At 66.8% G+C, this 17651-nt stretch carries 7 protein-coding genes; all 7 read left to right on the top strand.

The genetic code is table 11. The features are described 5' to 3' along the window. Nucleotides 1-244 precede the first annotated feature (244 nt). From FHR82_RS15830 to FHR82_RS15860, 7 genes are read left to right on the top strand one after another with little or no spacing between them, the layout of a single operon-like run. The gene (locus FHR82_RS15830) at nucleotides 245-5449 is read left to right on the top strand and encodes a DEAD/DEAH box helicase family protein (RefSeq protein ID WP_184811128.1); all 5205 of its coding nucleotides are present in this window, start codon (nucleotides 245-247) and stop codon (nucleotides 5447-5449) included. Beyond that, nucleotides 5446-8274 carry a DUF8741 domain-containing protein gene (locus FHR82_RS15835; RefSeq protein ID WP_184811129.1) on the top strand — a complete coding sequence of 943 codons (2829 nt, stop codon included), beginning with the start codon at nucleotides 5446-5448 and terminating at the stop codon, nucleotides 8272-8274. The genes FHR82_RS15830 and FHR82_RS15835 overlap by 4 nt, the downstream gene beginning before the upstream one ends. Continuing rightward, on the top strand, nucleotides 8271-12299 hold the full coding sequence (locus tag FHR82_RS15840) for an Eco57I restriction-modification methylase domain-containing protein (RefSeq protein ID WP_184811130.1): 4029 nt from the start codon (nucleotides 8271-8273) through the stop codon (nucleotides 12297-12299). Before FHR82_RS15835 ends, FHR82_RS15840 begins: the two co-directional genes overlap by 4 nt. Continuing rightward, nucleotides 12296-14395 carry an AAA family ATPase gene (locus tag FHR82_RS15845; RefSeq protein WP_184811131.1) on the top strand — a complete coding sequence of 700 codons (2100 nt, stop codon included), beginning with the start codon at nucleotides 12296-12298 and terminating at the stop codon, nucleotides 14393-14395. Before FHR82_RS15840 ends, FHR82_RS15845 begins: the two co-directional genes overlap by 4 nt. A 49-nt stretch (nucleotides 14396-14444) precedes the next feature. Next, nucleotides 14445-15848: an AAA family ATPase gene (locus FHR82_RS15850; RefSeq protein WP_184811132.1), complete on the top strand. Its 1404-nt coding sequence runs from the start codon at nucleotides 14445-14447 to the stop codon at nucleotides 15846-15848. Continuing rightward, the gene (locus FHR82_RS15855; RefSeq protein ID WP_184811133.1) at nucleotides 15845-16486 is read left to right on the top strand and encodes a hypothetical protein; all 642 of its coding nucleotides are present in this window, start codon (nucleotides 15845-15847) and stop codon (nucleotides 16484-16486) included. Before FHR82_RS15850 ends, FHR82_RS15855 begins: the two co-directional genes overlap by 4 nt. Beyond that, on the top strand, nucleotides 16473-17651 hold the full coding sequence (locus FHR82_RS15860) for an McrC family protein (RefSeq protein WP_184811134.1): 1179 nt from the start codon (nucleotides 16473-16475) through the stop codon (nucleotides 17649-17651). The genes FHR82_RS15855 and FHR82_RS15860 overlap by 14 nt, the downstream gene beginning before the upstream one ends.

Raw genomic sequence — 17651 nt, forward strand, 5'->3', positions numbered from 1 at the left:
GTCTTCCAAGACCGGCCCCACACTTTTGCCCGCATGGATCGGTGCGTTTCACCAACCAGAGCTTCCAGCCCGAGGAAGCTGCCTCGAACGGGTAATTCCGGCCGTCGTCATCCTGGCAGGGTCGGTATGGCTGTACGCGGGCTGCCTGAGCTCTGTTGCCGATGGGCCGAGCGTCATTGTCGGGCAGCCACGCCTCATGCGATTAGCCTGTCTGTAGCCGATCAACTCCCTGGGGGCTGCTGGCATGGATGTGTTCGACGTACACGGACGACTGATCGAGGACTACCGTGAGTTCACCTCCGGGTTCGCGGAGATCCACGACCGAGAGATTCGTGAACACGTCGACCGGCGCCTTCGTGATGGTGACCAGTGGCCGGACCCCTATCTGTCGTTGAACCCGAACTTCGCCTCCGGCGGCACAGTGTCCGACCTCGTCGGTGAGGGGCTCCTGCATCCCGACTGCGAAAAGATCTTCAGGGTCGGCAAGGACCAGCCGGGCATGACCGGCCATCCGCTCAGCCTGCATCAACACCAACGGGAAGCGATCGCGATCGCGCGGGGCGGCGCCAGCTATGTGCTCACCACGGGCACCGGTTCCGGCAAGAGCCTGAGCTACATCGTGCCCATCGTGGACAGCGTGCTCCGGCAGCGCGAGGCGGGAACCTACCGTCCCGGTGTCAAGGCGATCATCGTCTATCCGATGAACGCTCTCGCCAACAGTCAACGCAACGAACTGGAGAAGTTCCTCAGAAACGGAATGGATCCGGAGGACGAACAGGTCACCTTTCGCCGCTACACGGGACAGGACAGGGAATCCGAACGCGCGGAGATCCTCGAAAATCCGCCGGACATCGTTCTCACCAACTACGTGATGCTCGAACTCGTCCTGACACGTCCGGACGAGCGCGAGCGGTTGATCACGGCTGCTGGTGATCTGCGATTCCTGGTGCTGGACGAGTTGCACACCTATCGAGGGCGTTCCGGTGCGGATGTCGGCATGCTGGTTCGACGGCTTCGAGACGCTTGTTCGGCGACTGATCTCCAGTGCGTGGGTACGTCCGCGACCATGACCACCGAAGGCTCCGAACAGGATCGGAAGGCCGCCGTGGCCTCGGTCGCCAGTGATCTGTTCGGTACCGCGGTAGCAGCCCCGAATGTCATCGGGGAGACGTTGGAACGTGCGACCGACGGTGACCCGGACGACGTCCAGGGCCTCCGGAGAAGCATCGAGGACGACACGGGCAACGACGACCACGGGCGTTTCGTGAGTGATCCGCTGTCCGCATGGGTCGAGCGGCGGTTCGGCATCGTCGAGTCCGAAGGCAGGTTGGTACGGCCGCCGACGCCGTCGACTGTTCGCGATGCCGCTGACGTGCTTGCGAAGAGCTTGGGGGTGTCCGTCGACGCGTGTGCGGCCGGTGTCGCGAGGACGTTGCAGCGCGGTGCGCGCATCATCGACCCGCGTACCCGCCGTCCGGTGTTCGCGTTCCGCCTGCACCAGTTCCTGTCCAAAGGGGACAACGTCTACCTCAGCCTGGAACCCCCTTCGGCCAGATATGTGACCAGCCGGTACCAGACGGTGGTGCCGGAGCAGGGGCGTGCCGACGCCATCCTTCTGCCCGCGGCGTTCTGTCGCGAGTGCGGGCAGGAGTACCTCGTGGTGCAGCGAGTCGACGACGACGGCTACGAGCGCTTCGTGTCCCGGGCGGACGGCGAGGGTCGTGGCGGCGCACCTGGTTACCTGTTCACCAGCGAAGAGGTGCCGTGGCCCGCCGACGTCCACGTCGCGATCAGTGAACAGCGGTTGCCGGAGTCGTGGCTCGTCACGGATGACCACGGCAACGTGTCCATCGCGCCGCGCCGCCGCGACCGCCTGCCCGAGCGGGTATACCTCGACGTGACGGGCCGGTTGACCGAACGCGGCTCGGGAACCGAGTTCGCGTTCATCGAAGGCGCGTTCGCCTTCTGTCTCCGCTGCCGGGTCTCCTACGAGCAACTGCGCAGCAGCGACTTCGGCAAGCTCGCCTCGCTCTCCGCGGAGGGGCGTAGCTCTGCTGCGTCTGTGATCAGCGCGAGCGTCGTGCGCAGCCTGCGATCGCAGTCCGACCTGCCGCACTCCGCGCGGAAACTGCTCGCGTTCGCCGACAACCGGCAGGACGCGAGTTTGCAGGCCGGGCACTTCAATGACTTCATCCAGGTCAGTCAGCTGCGCGGTGCGCTGTACCGGGCGGTGTCCGTTGCGCCGGACGGGCTGACCCACGAGGTGATCGAACAGAAGGTCACTGACGCGCTGGGACTGTCCATTGCGGACTTCGCGCAGAACAAGGTCGCCCGGTTCAGCCTTGAGCGCCGCGCGTGGGAGGCGCTGCGCCGGGTGGTCGGCTACCGGATCTACCAGGATCTGGAGCGGGGCTGGCGGATCACCATGCCAAACCTCGAACAGACCGGCCTGCTGCGGATCGACTACACCGACCTGCCGGAGATCGCGGCCGAACAGTCCCTGTGGGAGGACCGTCACCCAGTGCTCCGCGACGACATCGCCGAGCATCGCCGCGAGCTGATGCGCATTCTGCTCGACGAGTTGCGCCGGGTGCTGGCCGTCGAGGTCGACTGTTTCGATCCCATCGGGTTCGAACAGCTCCGCAAACTCAGCGGCCAGCACCTCGACGAACCGTGGGCACTGCCGGAACGGGAGAGCGAACCGAGCACCGGCAAGGCGTTCGCTCGTGCGGGCGGCAAGGGCAGCCGTCGTGACCACCTCTACCTCAGCGGCTACGGCGCGTACGGTCGCTACCTGTTGCGGTCCACCACGTTTCCCGGAGTCCCGGGCAGGCTTGCCCGGGATGACGCCCAGAAGATGATCGCGGACATGCTGGGCGTCCTCGCCGAATGTGGCCTGCTCGCGGTCAGCCGGACCAACGAGGCGGACGGTGCACCGGGCTATCAGCTCAAGGCTTCCGCGATCATCTGGCGTGCCGGCGACGGGAAGTCCGGTGCCACGGACCCGGTGCGCAAGGAGGTCGCCTCCGAGCACGGGCCGAGGGTCAACCCGTTCTTCCGGCGCCTGTACTCGGATGTGGCCGAGACGCTCGCCGGCATGCATGCCCGCGAGCACACCGCCCAGGTGTCCAACGAGAACCGGATCAAACGGGAGAACCAGTTCCGTAGTGGTGAGCTGCCTGTGCTGTTCTGCTCGCCCACCATGGAACTCGGCATCGACATCGCGAGTCTGAACGCCGTCGGGTTGCGTAACGTGCCGCCGACACCGGCCAACTACGCGCAGCGCGCGGGCCGTGCCGGGCGTTCTGGTCAGCCCGCGCTCGTGGTCACGTACTGCGCCACCGGGAATGCCCACGACCAGTACTACTTCCGCAACCGGGACCAGATGGTCGGTGGCTCCGTCGCACCGCCCCGGCTGGACCTCACCAACGAAGACCTGCTGCGCTCCCACGTCCACGCCATCTGGCTCGCCGAGACCGGAGTCCGGCTGGACCGGTCTCTGGCGAAGGTGGTGGGCACGGGTTCCCCCGGTCTGCCGATCGCGACACGGATTCGCCAGGCGATCGGCTCCGTGGCCGCACGAGACCGCGCGATACGGCACGCTCGGATAGTCCTGTCCGGCCTCGCCGATCGGTTGGACAGCACCTCGTGGTGGCACCCCGACTGGATCGAACGGGTCGTCACGGACGCCGAGCTGGAGTTCGACCGTGCGCTGGAACGCTGGCGTGAACTGTTCCGGGCCGCGGTGCGTGAGCAGGAGCGGCAGAACAAGATCATTCTCGATCACTCGAGCAGTCCGAAGTCCCGGGACGACGCGACTCGCAAGCGTCGAGAGGCCGAGAACCAGCTGCGTCTGCTCCGGCTCGACGACAGCGATGAGTACCAGACGGACTTCTACTCGTACCGGTACCTGGCGGCCGAGGGTTTCCTGCCCGGCTACTCGTTTCCTCGGCTGCCGCTGCGGGCCTACGTGCCGGGAAGGCGGGGGGTCGGCGGCGACGCCGAGTTCATCCAGCGGCCGCGGTTCATCGCCATCAGCGAGTTCGGGCCGGGTGCGCTCGTCTATCACGAGGGCGTGCGCTACCAGGTGAACCAGGTGCAGCTCACGCCGGGCGAGGACGGTGGCACCGGGCTGGACACGACGTCCGCGCGCCGGTGCTCGGCCTGTGGTTACCAGCACGACGTCGAGGTCGGGTCGGATGTCTGCGACTCCTGTGAACAACGGTTGGGCCCGACGATGTATCGGCTGCTGCGCCTGCAGACGGTGCGTGCGAACCGGCGGGACCGGATCTCCTCGGACGAGGAGGAACGGCGTCGCACCGGGTACGAGCTGATCACCTCGTACCGGTTCAACGACCACGGAGCCCGGCCCGGCAGGCTCGACGCGGTCGCGAGCACCGCCGGTGAGGCCGTGCTCGACCTGCACTACGGGGACACAGCGACCGTGCGGGTCACCAACCTGGGCTTGCGGCGGCGGCGGGACCCGCACAGCAATATCGGCTACTGGATCGACGTGCGGAACGGTCGCTGGCTGTCGGAGCGGCAGGCGTTGGCGAACGACGGCCAGGGCGGCGAGGAGTTGGACGCGGCCGACGAGGTGCCGAAGAAGCAGCAGGTCGTGCCGTACGTGGAGGACAGCCGCAACATCCTGATCACCAGAGTGGCGGCCGGTCAGGTCGGCGAGGCCGCGGCCCGATCGTTCATGTACGCGCTGGAGCGCGGGATCGAGGCGGAGTTCCAGCTGGAGGACAGCGAGCTGGCGAGCGAACTGCTGCCGGACGACGAAGACCGCGGCCGGGTGCTGTTCGTGGAGAGCGCCGAGGGCGGTGCGGGTGTGCTGCGGCGTCTCGTGGAGGAGAAGAACGCGTTGCGGCGAGCTGCCCGCCGAGCGTTGGAGATCTGTCACTTCGACCCGGAGACCGGAGCCGACACCGGCGGTGACGTCGACGGGACAGGCGAACGTTGCGCACGTGCCTGCTACGACTGCCTGCTCTCCTACAGCAACCAGGGCAGCCACCTGCTGATCGACCGGCATCTCGCGAAGGAACTCCTGCTGGCCTGCGCACGGTCCACCACCGCCCAACCGGGCGGGCATGATCCGGACGAGGCGTGGGAGGCCGTGTTGGACAAGGTCTCCGGGTACAGGGCTCGGCAGCAGTTCGTGTACTGGCTGCGGGAGATGGAGTATCGCCGCCCCGACGAGGTCGCCGTCGCGCTGCCGGAGTTCGACGTGGTGGCCGACCTGGTGTACCGGCCCGCGACCGGTCCGGTCGCGGTGTTCGTGGACGGGCCGGACGACTCGGCCGCGCCGGGGCGTGATGATCTTGCGGAGGAGAACCTGCGGGATGCCGGCTGGTTCGTAATACGGGTGCCCTTCGGAGCGACGTACCCGGAGATCGTTACTCGGAACCCGAGTGTGTTCGGAGTCAGTCGAAGGGGGAATCGGTGAGCACGTTCGCCGTCGGGTCGTTGGTGCGCGCACGGGGTCGGGACTGGGTGGTGCTTCCCGACTCCGCGGACGACCTGCTGGTGGTCCGACCGCTCGGTGGCCGCGACGACGAGGTGGCGGGCATCATCACCGGGATCGAGCAGGTCAGCCAGGCGACGTTCGCCGATCCGGATCCGGCGGACGCGGGCAACGCGGTGAGCGCGGGACTGCTCCGCACCGCCCTGCGGATCGGCTTCCGGTCCACCGCGGGCCCGTTCCGGTCGATGGCCGGTCTCGCGGTCGAACCGCGGCCCTACCAGCTGGTGCCGCTGCTGATGGCGCTGCGTCAGGAGACGGTGCGCATGCTCGTCGCCGACGACGTCGGCATCGGCAAGACCGTCGAGGCCGGACTGATCGCGGCGGAACTGCTGGCGCAGGGCAGCGCTCGCGGACTCACCGTCCTGTGTGCTCCCGCGCTCGCGGAGCAGTGGCAGGCCGAGTTGGCGAGCAAGTTCCGCATCGACGCGGAGCTGGTGCTGCCCGGCACGGTGAAGCGGCTGGAGCGCAACCGCCTGGACGACGAGTCGATCTTCGAGCTGCATCCGTACACGATCGTGTCGACGGACTTCATCAAGTCCACCAGGCACCGCGACGACTTCGTCCGTGCCTGCCCGGACCTGGTGATCGTGGACGAGGCGCACACCTGCGTGGCCGACGGGTCGACGTCGGGTGGGCGGACGCTGCGTTACGACCTGGTCCGCAGGCTCGCCGAGGACCGAAAACGCCATCTGCTGCTGGTGACCGCGACACCCCACAGCGGCAAGGACGAGGGCTTCCGCAACCTGATCGCGCTGCTCGACCCGGAGCTGCGTGCCCTGGACCTCGGGTCGTCGAAGGGCCGCGAACGGCTGGCCCGGCACATGGTGCAGCGCCGCCGGGCGCACATCCGCAAGTTCGTCGAGGACACCCCGTTCCCCGAGGACCGCAAGATCCAGGAACGGAAGTACTACCTCACCGACGACTACGCCAAGCTGTTCGGCTCGGTCCTGTCCTACGCCAGGGAGACCGTCCGCGACCACACCGGCGGTGCGCTGCGGCAACGCGTCCGGTACTGGTCCGCGCTCGCGCTGCTGCGCGCGCTGGCCTCCTCGCCGAAGGCCGCCGCCGCGACGTTGCGTACTCGCGCACAGGCGGCGGGTGCGGCGTCGAGCGACGAGGCCGACCGCATCGGCCGTGCCACCGTGCTGGACCTGGCCGACGACGAGGCCGCGGAGTCGGTGGACGTCACGCCGGGGGCGGACGACATCGCCGAAGGTGGTAGCGCCGAGCGACGCAGACTGATGGAGTTCGCGCGCCGCGCCGAGCAGTTGGAAGGCGCGGGCGACGCGAAACTGGCCTGCTTGGACGAGGCCATCCAGGCGTTGCTGAGCGACGGGTACGACCCGGTCGTGTTCTGTCGCTTCATCGACACCGCCGAGTACGTGGCCGAGCACCTGCGTGGTTCGCTGGGACGCACCGCGTCGGTCGCCGCGGTGACCGGGGCGCTCAGTCCACCGGTGCGTGAGAGCACCATCGCCGAGCTGACCGGTCAGCGGGGGCGCCACGTGCTGGTGGCGACCGACTGCCTTTCGGAGGGTGTGAACCTGCAGGAGCACTTCCAGGCGGTCGTGCACTACGACCTGGCGTGGAACCCGACCCGGCACGAGCAGCGGGAAGGCCGTGTCGACCGGTTCGGGCAGCCCTTCAAGGAGGTGCGGGCGGTAACGGTCATCGGCGCGGACAACCGGGTCGACGAGATCGTGATGCGGGTGCTGCTGCGCAAGCACAACGAGATCCGCAAACAGCTCGGGATCAGCGTCCCGGTGCCGGACTCGGCGAACGCGGTGGTCGAGGCGGTGCTGGAGGAACTGTTCGTGGCGGCGCCGGTGGCCGACCAGCCGATGCTGGCGGGTTTCGAGGACGTGATGGCGACGCACCGCAAGTCGCTGCACGAGGAGTGGGACAGCTACGCCGCCAAGGAGAACGCGGCGCTGACGAAGTTCGCCCAGTCCGGTATCAAGCCGGACGAGGTGGCCGCCGAACTCGCCGAGGTCCGGGCCAGCCTGGGCGCCGACACCGAGGTCACGGAGTTCGTCCGGGAGTCCCTGGACGCGCTCGGCGCGTCGATCACCGCGAAGAAAGCCGGGTTCGAGGCGGTGACCACCACTCTGCCGTTGGGACTGCAGGACGCATTGCCGCCGGGGCACGTCGAGCCGCTGCCGTTCCGCTCGGATCTGCCGGTGCCGCCGAAACACGCACACCTCGACCGCACCGATCCGTCGGTCGCGGCCATCGCCGGTTACGTGCTGGACAGCGCACTCGACCCACTGACTCCGGGCCCGCGCCCGGCCCGCCGCTGCGGCGTTGTGCGCACCGACACGGTGGCCCGTCGCACCACACTGCTGCTCCTGCGGTTCCGCATGCACGTCACGTTGCCCGGGGCTTACGGCACCCGGACGTTGGTCGCGGAGGAGGCGCGGACGGTGGCGTACCGCGGCCGACCGGGTGAGCCGGACTGGTTGCCACCGGAGGAGGTGACCGCGCTGCTCGCGGCGCAGCCGAGCGGCAACGTGGCGGTCGAGCAGGCCCAGGACGACATCCGGCGCGCGGTCGCCCAGCTGGACGAGCTGCGCACGTCGTTGGACGAACAGGCCGCCGAGGTCGCGGACCAGCTCCGCGAGTCGCACATGCGGGTCCGGGCGGCGACGCGCCAGGCAGGTGTCACCAGGATCGACGTCCACGCGCACACGCCGGTCGATGTCCTGGGTGTGTACGTGTACCTGCCGGTGCCGGGAGGTGCCCGATGAGCCGCGCACCGTTCCCGTCGTTGCGGGTCGCAGGTGGGTTGCTGCCCGCCGACCTGTTCGTCCGGGTGATGGACGACGCCGGTCTCGCCGGCCGCGGTCCGGCCGACTACGGGCTGGGCGCGCGCCGCACGGTCCGTGAGGCGGCGTCGCGGGCGTTCGAGGACTTGTCGAAGGAATGGCGTGCGCTGTCCCGTGACAAGGTCCGCGGCACCCGCGACTGGCTCCGCGCGGTCTACGGCAGCGACGGCCTCGGCTACGGCCCGCTGGAGGAGCTGCGCGGCGGCCTGACGGCGGACGACCGGCAGTTCAAGGTCAGCCACCGCTGGCAGCACGTGCCCGTGCACTGGCTGCCCTGGGGCACCGACCTGGACCACCGCACGAAGGGTGTCGTCGGTGCCGCCGACGCCGCCCCGCAGTCGATGGTGCAGGAACTGCTGAACCGCACCGACGACCACCTGTTCGCGATGGTGTCGAACGGGCAGCGCCTGCGGCTCCTGCGTGACTCCCGTTCGCTCGCCGGGTCGGCATACGTGGAGTTCGACCTGGAGCTGATCTTCGAAGAGGGCCTGTTCCCGGACTTCCTGCTGCTGTTCCGGCTGCTGCACGCGACCCGATTCCAGGTCCGTTCCGACGACTCACCGGCGTCGTGCTGGTTGGAGACGTGGCGCACCACGGCCATCCAGCAGGGCGAACGCGCGCTGGAACGGTTACGGGGTGGTGTCGAGCAGGCGATCAACACGTTGGGCACCGGGTTCGTCCGCCACCCGGCCAACGGCGACCTCAACCGTCGGCTGGCGACCGGTGAGCTGCGACCCGAGGACTACAAACGGTCGGTGCTGCGGCTGGTGTACCGGCTGCTGTTCTGGTTCGTCGCCGAGGACCGCGGCGTGCTGCTCGACCCGGAGACAACGCTGGACGTGCGCAAGCGGTACGACCGCTACTTCTCCGCCCGGCGTCTGCGAGACCGCGCGCGTCACGGCAGCACGGACCACCACGACGACCTGTGGGAGTCGGTGCGGCTGGTGTTCGTCGGCCTCGGGCTGGAGGAAGGTCGCCCCGAACTGGGCGTGCCGGGCATCGGCGGCATCTTCGAACGCATCACCCGGGACGGCGACGAGAAGATCGACCCGAGCCGCCCGGACGAGCTGGACGAGCCCCTCGAAGGGATGCGGCTGACCAACGGGGTCCTGATCACGGCCGTGCGTCACCTGGCCATCGTGGACAGCGCCGGTCAGCGTCGCCAGGTGGACTTCCTGAACCTGGACTCGGAGGAACTGGGCAGCGTCTACGAGTCGCTGCTGGAGCTGCACCCCGACTACGACCCGGACGAGCGGGCGTTCACGTTGAAGGCGGCGGCGGGCAACGAACGCAAGACAACGGGCTCGTACTACACCCCGTCGTCACTGACGGAGGCGCTGCTGGACAGCGCACTGGACCCGGTCCTTGACGACGCGGTCAGCGGCATCGACTCCGCCACCGAGCAGGTCGCCGCCCTGCTGAACGTGACGGTGTGCGACCCGGCATGTGGGTCCGGGCACTTCCTGGTGGCCGCCGCCCGCCGCATCGCCCGCCGTGTCGCCCAGCTGCGCAGCGGCGAGAACGAACCGTCCCCGAACCTGGTCCGCACCGCGATGCGTGAGGTCGTGAGCCGCTGCATCTACGGCGTCGACATCAACGAGACGGCAGCGGAACTGGCGAAGGTGTCGCTGTGGCTGGAGTCGGTGGAACCGGGCTTCCCGCTCCCCTTCCTGGACGCCAACATCCGCGTAGGGAACTCGCTGCTCGGCACCACACCCGCCCTGATCGAGAAAGGTATTCCAAAGGAGGCCTTTAAGCCTTTGGTCGGTGACGACAGGGATGCTTCTCGGGTCATTGCCAAACGCAACGCCGAACAGGGCGATGGCATCTTCGACCTGTTCGCATCAGAACCCCCAATTACTAAGAATGTCGCGATCGCCCACAACACCAGGGCGCTGGTACACGCAGAGGCACGCAGCCTGGCAGATGTATACGTGCAACGCACGCGATTGCGTGATATCGATGATGAGCGCATGGCGGCCAAGCGTGTCGCCGATGCTTGGTGTGCCGCTTTTGTTCAGCCTAAGACCCAAGACACCGCGCTGCACGCTGTAGTTCGGTCGACGCTGGACTGGATCGCTGACAACCCGGACACCCTCGAACGTGCCCAGCTCGCCAATCTGGTTGTAGAACTGGCCAGAGACTACCGGTTCTTCCATTGGCACGTGGAGTTCCCTCACATTTTCACCGTTTCTGAGGACCGGTTGGACGTGGACGCGACGACCGGTTGGCGCGGAGGCTTCTCATGCGTGCTGGGCAACCCGCCCTGGGAGAATATCGAAATGAAGGAGCAGGAGTTCTTTGCCACGCGCCGACCGAAGATTGCGGAATCCACGAACGCCTCCAAGCGCAAGCGGGCGATCGACGCGCTGAAGAGCAGTGTCAACGAGCAGGACAAGAAACTGTTCGCTGATTTTGAGGAAGCAAAACACTTCATTGACGGAACTAGGCATTTTCTGGCGACTAGTGGCAGATTTCCTCTCACTGCACGCGGAAGGATAAAAACTGACCCTGTATTCGCGGAAACTGGTCGGACCATTCTCGCTCCACATGCAAGGGTGGGAATGGTGTTACCAACCGGTATTGCGACTGATGCTAACACTCAGTACTTCTTCAAAGACTTGGTGCTGAGTCGCACTCTTGTGTCAATATACGATTTTGAGAACGAAGAAAAAATCTTTCCAGGCATTACCAATAGGGTACGATTTTGCTTGTGGACGGCTGCGGGACGCGAATCCAAAATCGAGGAGATTAGTCTCGCTTTTGCCTTGCGTCAGGCGTCTCAGATTAAACTAAGGCGCTACGCGCTGACCCCGAATGAGATTACTCTACTTAACTCGAATACTGGAACGTGTCCGGTGTTTGCGCATAAGCGTTCTGCGGGCCTCACGATTGCCATGTATCGACATGTCAAGTCTCTGCTATGGCGTGACAGTCCTGAGGAAAATCCTTGGAATATCTCATTCATGCAAGGAACATTCAATATGGCAAGTGATTCGCCGCTGTTCCGTGATCGAGACTTCCTGGAGCAGAACGACTGGACGCTGAACGGCAACATTTTTGCGCGTGGCGATGAGCGGATGTTCCCTCTGGTCGAAGCGAAAATGATTCACATACTGGATCACCGGTTTAGTACCTACGAGCACGCCACCGATGCTCAGGTAAACAAAGGGACACTTCCGCGAGTGGATGCTGAACGGAAGTTTGATCCGAATTTTGCAGTAGTACCTCGCTACTGGGTGGCCGAGGGAGAGGCGGACGGTCGACTCGCACGCAAAGGCTGGGATAAGGACTGGCTGCTGGGATGGCGTGATATCTGCCGCAGTTCCGACGAGCGGACATGCATTGCAAGTATCGTTCCGCGAACGGCAATCGCTGGAACTTTCAATCTGATGCTTCCAGTTGGAAGAATTGCAGGCTTGTACGCGAACCTCACTTCCCTTTGTCTCGACTACATAGTCAGGCAAAAAGTTGCAGGGTCCCATCTGAATCCGGCGTACTTCAAACAGCTTCCGATATTTGTTCCGAGTTACTACAATGGCAACTGTTTGTGGAGTTCGAATGAGATTCTCCACCAGTGGGTCGGCGTCCGCATTGTAGAGCTTACTTATGGCAGCTATGACGTGGTCGGCTTCGCGCGTGATCATGGAGATGAGGGGCCACCATTCCGGTGGGATGAGGAGCGGCGGTTCTGGTTGCGGGCCGAGCTGGATGCCGCCTACTTCCACCTCTATGGGGTGCCGCGCGACGACGTGGACTACATCATGGACACGTTCCGGGCGTTCAGGAACAACGACCCGGACCGGTTCGCGCGCACCAAGCAGGCGATCCTCGACATCTACGACGACATGGCCAAGGCCGTCGAGACCGGCGAGCCGTACCAGACCAGGCTCGACCCGCCGCCCGGCCACGGTCCCCGCCACCCGGCTGAAGGAGAACACGAATGACCTTCGCCGATCGCAACGCGCTCTACCTGCGAACCGCGATGGAAGTGTTGCGGGACGCGGGCGGATCACTGTCTCGGACCGAGGTGGCGGAGCGAGTCGCTGACAGGTTGGGCCTCACCGCCGACGAACGGGCGTCCGACGAACGAGGCCGGGTCAAGTGGCGGGTCCAGATGGGGTTCCGGACCTCCGAAGCCGCGATGGTCGGGTGGCTGACCAAGGGTGGCGGCTCGTGGACCGTGACCGAGTCAGGCTTGCAGGCGATGCTGGATTTCCCCGGCACAGAGTTGCTGAGCGAGCTGCGGCGCCTCTACCGAGCCCGAAACCAGACCACGAAGAAGCGCCAGTACCGAGACCCGCGCTGGTCCACCGTGCTGAGTGCTCTCGAACACGTAGGACCGGGAAACTGGACCACATACGGCGACCTGGCCGAGCTTGTCGGAATGTCAGGGCAGGCGGTCGGCGGTTTCATGACCGAGCATCCAACTGCCAGTGGCCACCGCGTCATGACGGTCAACGGCACCATCTCGCCGAACTTCCAGTGGTGGGATCCGGAGCGCACCGACACCCCCCGGGAAGTGCTCGAATCCGAAGGCGTCGAGTTCGACGAACGTGGTCGTGCCAGTTCGAGTCAACGGCTCACCGTCGATGATTTCCGTGACCTGCTGAGCGATCTTCTTCCGCAGCCGACCAACAAACGTGCGTGGCTGGTGCGCGGGTCGTCCGTCGAGGGGCGGGATCTGGTGCCGGTGTGGTTGCGGAAGGAGTCAGTGTCACTCGCCGCCTCCACGTTGCGGCCCGTCACTCTTCCCGTGACGCGGGCCGAGTTGAAGTCCCTTGTGGACGAGGATTACCAGCACAAGCCCTACTCCGCTCGTGAGGCGAAGGTGGCCGAGTTCGATGCGTTCTGCAACCGGATGCGGCCCGGCGACCTCGTGCTGACAACCACCGGCGGCAAGACCTACCTGGGTCGCGTCACCGGCGAGGCCGAGTACGTCAACTCCGGGGACAAGCGTTCCAACCTGCGCCGCGCCGTGGACTGGCTCAACGACACCCGGCCGGTGCCGTTCGCGAAACTGCCGGACCCGTTGCCCGCGAAGCTGCACAACCAGTCCGACGTCGTGGACCTCACCGAGAACCTCGCCGCCGTCGAGGCCCTGCTGCGTGAGCTGGACATCGAGGTCGAGACACCCGCGCCCGCGCCGCAGAAGCCGCTGGAGTTCACGCCGGTCAGCTCCGAGCTGGCCGACGAGCTGATGATCGACCGGGACTGGCTGCAACGCAGGACCGACCTGCTGTGGCACCGCCGCCAGTTGATCCTCTACGGCCCGCCCGGCACCGGGAAGACGTTCCTCGCCCGCAAGATCGCCCAGCACCTCGCCGAGCCCAGTGCGGTCAAGCTCGTCCAGTTCCATCCGTCCTACACCTACGAGGACTTCTTCGAGGGTTTCCGGCCGGTGCAGGGGGACGACGGGCAGCTCGCGTTCGAGCTGCGGCCCGGGCCGTTCCGGGCGCTGGTCGACGACGCGCGGACACACCCGTCCGACCCGTACATCCTGATCATCGACGAGATCAACCGGGCGAACCTCGCCAAGGTGTTCGGTGAGCTGTACTTCCTGCTGGAGTACCGGGACGACTCGATCAGCCTGCTGTACTCCACCGAGGCGGACTTCACGCTGCCGAAGAACGTGTTCGTGATCGGCACCATGAACACCACCGACCGCTCCATCGCGCTGGTCGACGCCGCCATGCGGCGCCGGTTCGCGTTCGTCGAGCTGCACCCGTCGCAACCGCCCACCTCGGGACTGCTGCGTGAGTGGCTGCGCCGACGCGCCGACGAGATCGCGCACCACGCCGACGCGGCGGACCTGCTGGACGCGCTCAACCGGGCCATCGACGACCGCGAACTGGCGATCGGCCCCTCCTACCTGATGCACGACTACGTCTACCAGCGACCGGACGCGCTGGACGAGGTGTGGGAGACCTCGATCCTGCCGCTGCTGGAGGAACACCACTTCGGCAGCCCGCGCGAGATCCTCGACCGGTACCGCCTCGCCGCGTTGCGCAAGTCCATCGACACCCGGTCGGACGAGCCGTGACCTGCGAGGATGATGGGCGTTCCGGGCCGTCGAGGACACAGGAGGCCGCATGCTGACCCGCATCGAGGTGGACGGCTTCAAGAACCTGCTGGGGCTGGCGATCGACTTCGGCCCGTTCACCTGCATCGCGGGCGAGAACGGCACCGGCAAGAGCAACGTGTTCGACGCGATCCAGTTCCTGAGCCTGCTCGTCGACCGCTCGCTCATCGAAGCCGCCCAGGAGGTCCGGGGTATCCACGGTGAGCGGCTCGGCGACCCGCGCGACCTTTTCTGGAACGGCCACTCCTGGTCGGAACCCAGGATGCGGTTCGCGGCCGAGATGATCGTGCCCGGCGAGGTCGAGGACGACTTCGGTCGAGCTGCCAAGGCCACGATCACTTTCCTGCGCTACGAGTTGGTGATCGGCTACGCCGCCCCGAGCGGGCTGGAAAAAGTCGGCAGGCTCGTCCTGCTGGAGGAGAACCTCCGGCACATCAAGCTCGGCGACGCCCCCGCCCATCTCCGGTTTCCGCACAGCACCGGCAAGTTCCGCAACGCCGTCCTGCACGGCAAGCGCAGCGGAACCGCGTTCATCTCGACCATTGTCGAGGACGGCCAGCCGATCGTGTCCATTCACCAGGACGGTGGCAGCCGCGGCCAGCCCAAGCGGGCGGCGGCTTCCCGTGCTCCCGCCACGGTCGTCAGCACCGTGACCAGCAACGACGATCCCACCATCCTCGCCGCCCGGCGCGAGATGCAGTCGTGGCGGCGACTGGCGTTGGAACCGTCCGCGCTGCGCACCGCGGACCGGTATGTCGATGACCGCATGATGGATGTGAACGGCAGGCACCTGGCGGCCGCGCTGTTCCGGGTCGCCAATCGTGCGGGTTCCGATCCTGAGGCCGCCTACGCGAGAGTCGCCGGACGTCTGGCGGATCTGGCGGGCATCAACGTCCGGGACCTGCGTATCGACCAGGACGATGTGCGCGAACTGCTGACCATCCAGCTGGTCGAGTCCAGCGGCCTGACACTGCCTGCGCGCAGCCTGTCGGAGGGCACGCTGCGGTTCCTGGCGCTGTGCGTGTTGCTGGAGGATCCGTCCGTCACCGGTCTGATCTGTATGGAGGAGCCGGAGAACGGGATCCATCCGGCCAACATGGACGCGATGGTCCACCTCGTCCGCGACCTCGCGGTCGACCCGCAGGCGACGCCGGGCGAGGACAACCCGTTCCGCCAGGTCGTGATCAACACCCATTCACCCGCGATCGTGCAACTTGTCGACCCGGGTGACCTGCTGTTCGCCGACACCGCCGTCCGCAAGGGTCCGGACGGCAGCACCGCACACGTGCTTCGTCTGCGGCCGATGGCCGACACCTGGCGGGCCCGGGGTCACTCAGCGGTGACCAGGGCGGACATCCTGCCCTACCTGACCACGCACCCCGGTGCCCAGCTCAGCCTGGGGGACACCGCGTGACCATCCGCATCGTGTTCCTTCGTGAAGGCACCAGCGACAGCGGGATCGTGCCGCACATCGAGGCGATCGCGGCGAACCACGACCTCGACGTGTCAGTCACCGACCCGGAACTGGACCGGCTGCCGAAGCCGCCCGGGCTGGCCGTGGCGGCCAAACTGCGGGCGGTGCTGGAGATGGGTGGTGTGTACGACCTGATCGTGGTGCACCGCGACGCCGACAACCAGGGTGTCGACGCCCGTGTCGACGAGATCGCCGCGGCCGTCGCCGTAGTGACCGCAGACGTGCCGCACGTTCCGGTCGTACCGGTTCGGATGACCGAGGCGTGGCTCCTCACCAGCGAGGACGAGGTGCGCCGGGTCGCGGGGAACCCGACGGGCAGGATGCCGCTGGGCCTGCCGAACCTCGGCGCTCTCGAACGGATCGCCGATCCGAAGGAACTGCTCAGGGACGCTCTCGCCACGGCGTCCGGAGTCTCGGGCCGACGACTCGACCAGGTCAGGAAACGGTTCTCCCAGCACCGGCGGCAGCTGCTGGAGCGGTTGGACCGGGACGGCCCGGTAGCCCGGTTGCCGTCCTGGCAGCACTTCGTCACCGGAGTCGAAGCCGGGCTGAAGGCCGCGTGCGATGCCGGTCGTTGAACTGGACGAGCTGGGCAGTTCCGCGCACTCGCTCACCACCGAACAGGGGCAACGGCTCGCCCGGTCGGGGTTGGTGTCCGCGGCCCCGTCCGCGCTCGTGCCGGGGCAGTGGGACGTCGCGGCCCGCGGCAAGGTGGGTGTTGCCCGGGTTGGGGATGTCGACCTGTGGATCCGGCCGAAGCTCGACATCGCGCGGCTCCTGTTCCTCGTCGGCTACGCGGTCGACCCGAAGGGGTGGCGTGACGACGAGGTCGAGCTGGCGACCGGTGACGGGCTGGTGCCCGCGGTCGCGAACGCGCTGTGGCGGCAGACCGAACGCGCGTTGCGCCAGGGTCTGCTTCAGGGCTACCGCGAGGTCGAGGAAACCTCGTATGTCCTGCGTGGCCGGTTGCGGGAGGCCGACCAGCTCCGCAGGCACCACGGGCGGGTGATCCCGATGGAACTGCGGCACGACGACTTCACCGTGGACGTGGCAGAGAACCAGATCCTCCTGGCCGCCGTCACCCGCATGCTCACGGTGCCCAGGGTGGACGACCAGTCGCGGCAGCGGCTCACCGCACTGCGTGTTCGCCTCGCCGACGTGACCTCCCTGATTCGTGGCGCGCGGCTGCCCGCGTGGCGGCCGAACCGGCTCAACGCCCGATACCACAGCGCTCTGCGGCTCGCGGAGATCGTGTGGCAGGCCACCTCACCCGAGCACGCGCCCGGCACAGTCACCGCGACCGGGTTCCTGTTCGACCTCGCCAGGGTGTTCGAGGACTTCGTCACGGTCGGCCTCGCCGAAGCGCTGCCCACCCACGCGGCGGGCACCGCGCATCGTCAGTATCCGTGCTCACTCGACGAAGCGGCGGCCGTGGGCATGAAACCCGACCTGGTCTGGCGGGTCGGCGGTAGCCCGGCGGCCGTGGTGGACGCGAAGTACAAGCAGGAGAAGCCGGAGGGCTACCCGAACGCCGACCTGTACCAGCTGCTGGCCTACTGCACCGCACTCGGACTTCGGCGCGGCCATCTCGTCTACGCCAAGGGAAACGGCCTGCCCGCGCGGCACGTCGTGCGGCATGCCGGGGTGGAGATCGTCTGCCACGCGCTGGATCTGACACTGCGGCCGGCGGAGCTGCTGGGCCTCATCGACCGACTGGCAAGGGACCTCGCCGGGAACAAGTAA

Origin of the sequence: Actinophytocola algeriensis (genome assembly GCF_014203735.1) — a bacterium.
GTDB classification, from domain to species: Bacteria; Actinomycetota; Actinomycetes; order Mycobacteriales; family Pseudonocardiaceae; genus Actinophytocola; species Actinophytocola algeriensis.

What these genes read in the sequence shown, in the direction of transcription:
- FHR82_RS15830 (WP_184811128.1), top strand. Translation starts at nt 245, where the DNA reads ATGGATGTGTTCGACGTACACGGACGACTGATCGAGGACTACCGTGAG.
- FHR82_RS15840 (WP_184811130.1), top strand. Translation starts at nt 8,271, where the DNA reads ATGAGCCGCGCACCGTTCCCGTCGTTGCGGGTCGCAGGTGGGTTGCTG.
- FHR82_RS15845 (WP_184811131.1), top strand. Translation starts at nt 12,296, where the DNA reads ATGACCTTCGCCGATCGCAACGCGCTCTACCTGCGAACCGCGATGGAA.
- FHR82_RS15850 (WP_184811132.1), top strand. Translation starts at nt 14,445, where the DNA reads ATGCTGACCCGCATCGAGGTGGACGGCTTCAAGAACCTGCTGGGGCTG.
- FHR82_RS15860 (WP_184811134.1), top strand. Translation starts at nt 16,473, where the DNA reads ATGCCGGTCGTTGAACTGGACGAGCTGGGCAGTTCCGCGCACTCGCTC.